Genomic DNA, 2,964 nt, shown 5'->3' on the forward strand with positions numbered 1-2,964 from the left:
GTTAGAAGCGAACGCAGGGAACTGAAACATCTAAGTACCTGCAGGAAAGGACATCAACCGAGACTCCGCAAGTAGTGGCGAGCGAACGCGGACCAGGCCAGTGGCAATGTTGAATAAAGCTGAACAGGTTGGAAAGCCTGACTATAGTGGGTGATAGTCCCGTAAGCGTAGAACAGACATTGTCCTTGAGTAGGGCGGGACACGTGAAATCCTGTCTGAACATGGGGAGACCACTCTCCAAGCCTAAGTACTCGTGCATGACCGATAGCGAACAAGTACCGTGAGGGAAAGGTGAAAAGCACCCCGACAAGGGGAGTGAAATAGAACCTGAAACCGGATGCCTACAAGCAGTCGGAGGGCGAAAGCCTGACGGCGTACCTTTTGTATAATGGGTCAACGACTTAGTGTGACGAGCAAGCTTAAGCCGGTAGGTGTAGGCGCAGCGAAAGCGAGTCTGAACAGGGCGTTCAGTTCGTCGCATTAGACCCGAAACCGAGTGATCTAGCCATGAGCAGGCTGAAGGTTGGGTAACACCAACTGGAGGGCCGAACCCGCATCTGTTGCAATAGATTGGGATGACTTGTGGCTAGGGGTGAAAGGCCAATCAAACTCGGAGATAGCTGGTTCTCCGCGAAATCTATTTAGGTAGAGCGTCGAGCGAATACCCACGGGGGTAGAGCACTGGATGGGCTATGGGGACTCACCGTCTTACTGATCCTAACCAAACTCCGAATACCGTGGAGTACTACTCGGCAGACACACGGCGGGTGCTAACGTCCGTCGTGAAAAGGGCAACAACCCTGACCTCCAGCTAAGGTCCCCAAGTCATGGCTAAGTGGGAAAGGATGTGAGGATCCCAAAACAACCAGGATGTTGGCTTAGAAGCAGCCATCATTTAAAGAAAGCGTAACAGCTCACTGGTCTAAATAAGGGTCTTTGCGCCGAAAATGTAACGGGGCTAAAGCCATGCACCGAAGCTGAGGATGTGCACTTAACTGTGTATGTGGTAGCGGAGCGTTCCGTAAGTCTGTGAAGGGGTATCCGTGAGGAGCCCTGGAGATATCGGAAGTGCGAATGTTGACATGAGTAACGATAAAGAGGGTGAGAGACCCTCTCGCCGAAAGACCAAGGGTTCCTGCTTAAAGTTAATCTGAGCAGGGTTAGCCGGCCCCTAAGCCGAGGCAGAAATGCGTAGGTGATGGAAACCACGTTAATATTCGTGGGCCTGGTGGTAGTGACGGATCGCGTAAGTCGTACTTTCTTATTGGATTGGAAGTGCGGCGGGGCGGTTCCAGGAAATAGCTCCACCATTATAGACCGTACCCGAAACCGACACAGGTGGTCAGGTAGAGTATACCAAGGCGCTTGAGAGAACTATGCTGAAGGAACTCGGCAAATTGCACGCGTAACTTCGGAAGAAGCGTGACCCCTTTTTGGGCAACCAGGAAGGGGTGGCACAGACCAGGGGGTAGCGACTGTTTATCAAAAACACAGGGCTCTGCGAAGTCGAAAGACGACGTATAGGGTCTGACGCCTGCCCGGTGCTGGAAGGTTAAGAGGAGGGGTGCAAGCTCTGAATCGAAGCCCCAGTAAACGGCGGCCGTAACTATAACGGTCCTAAGGTAGCGAAATTCCTTGTCGGGTAAGTTCCGACCTGCACGAATGGCGTAACGACTTCCCCGCTGTCTCCAGCATAGACTCAGTGAAATTGAATTCCCCGTGAAGATGCGGGGTTCCTGCGGTTAGACGGAAAGACCCCGTGCACCTTTACTATAGCTTTACACTGGCATTCGTGTCGGCATGTGTAGGATAGGTGGTAGGCTTTGAAGCGGGGACGCCAGTCTTCGTGGAGCCATCCTTGAAATACCACCCTTATCGTCATGGATGTCTAACCGCGGTCCGTCATCCGGATCCGGGACAGTGTATGGTGGGTAGTTTGACTGGGGCGGTCGCCTCCGAAAGAGTAACGGAGGCGCGCGATGGTGGGCTCAGACCGGTCGGAAATCGGTCGTCGAGTGCAATGGCATAAGCCCGCCTGACTGCGAGACTGACAAGTCGAGCAGAGACGAAAGTCGGTCATAGTGATCCGGTGGTCCCGCGTGGAAGGGCCATCGCTCAACGGATAAAAGGTACGCCGGGGATAACAGGCTGATGACCCCCAAGAGTCCATATCGACGGGGTTGTTTGGCACCTCGATGTCGGCTCATCGCATCCTGGGGCTGGAGCAGGTCCCAAGGGTTTGGCTGTTCGCCAATTAAAGCGGTACGTGAGCTGGGTTCAGAACGTCGTGAGACAGTTCGGTCCCTATCTGCCGTGGGTGTAGGAATATTGACAGGATCTGTCCCTAGTACGAGAGGACCGGGATGGACATATCTCTGGTGGACCTGTTGTCGTGCCAACGGCATAGCAGGGTAGCTATATATGGAAGGGATAACCGCTGAAGGCATCTAAGCGGGAAACCCACCTGAAAACGAGTATTCCCTATCAGGGCCGTGGAAGACGACCACGTTGATAGGAGGCGTGTGGACGTGCAGCAATGCATGAAGCTTAGCCTTACTAATAGCCCGATCGACTTCATCGTTCTCATTGACCATGCTCATCACGCAAAGCGTGATGATGCATCGACGTGTTCAAAAGACCATCGCCAGCCGTTTGGCTCCCTTGCTCAACATCGAGCGGGGCAGCCATACAGAACGGCAGTTCGTCGGCGCTGATGCGCCGCGGGGTTCGCAGGGCAGTGACCGGCAGGTCACGAACAGCCCGTGAGAACAAAACCAAGGCGATGAACCAAATTCCAGCTTCTCAACAAACGCCAACAGCAATGTTGGTTCATTGCCCTTAGATGACCTGGTGGTCATGGCGGGGCGGCCGCACCCGTTCCCATTCCGAACACGGCCGTGAAACGCCCCAGCGCCAATGGTACTCCGTCTTAAGACGCGGGAGAGTAGGTCGCTGCCAGGTCTT

2 rRNA genes are annotated in these 2,964 nt (G+C 54.1%); both read left to right on the forward strand.

Annotation, left to right across the window (positions count from 1 at the left end):
• Positions 1-2,581: ribosomal RNA gene (locus ACQKKX_RS20605) — 23S ribosomal RNA — on the forward strand; the annotation flags it as partial.
• A gap of 265 nt (positions 2,582-2,846) precedes the next feature.
• Positions 2,847-2,961: ribosomal RNA gene (gene rrf / locus ACQKKX_RS20610) — 5S ribosomal RNA — on the forward strand.
• The last annotated feature ends 3 nt before the right edge of the window (positions 2,962-2,964 follow it).

Origin of the sequence: Neorhizobium sp. NPDC001467, assembly GCF_050275975.1 — a bacterium.
Taxonomy (GTDB): domain Bacteria; phylum Pseudomonadota; class Alphaproteobacteria; order Rhizobiales; family Rhizobiaceae; genus Neorhizobium.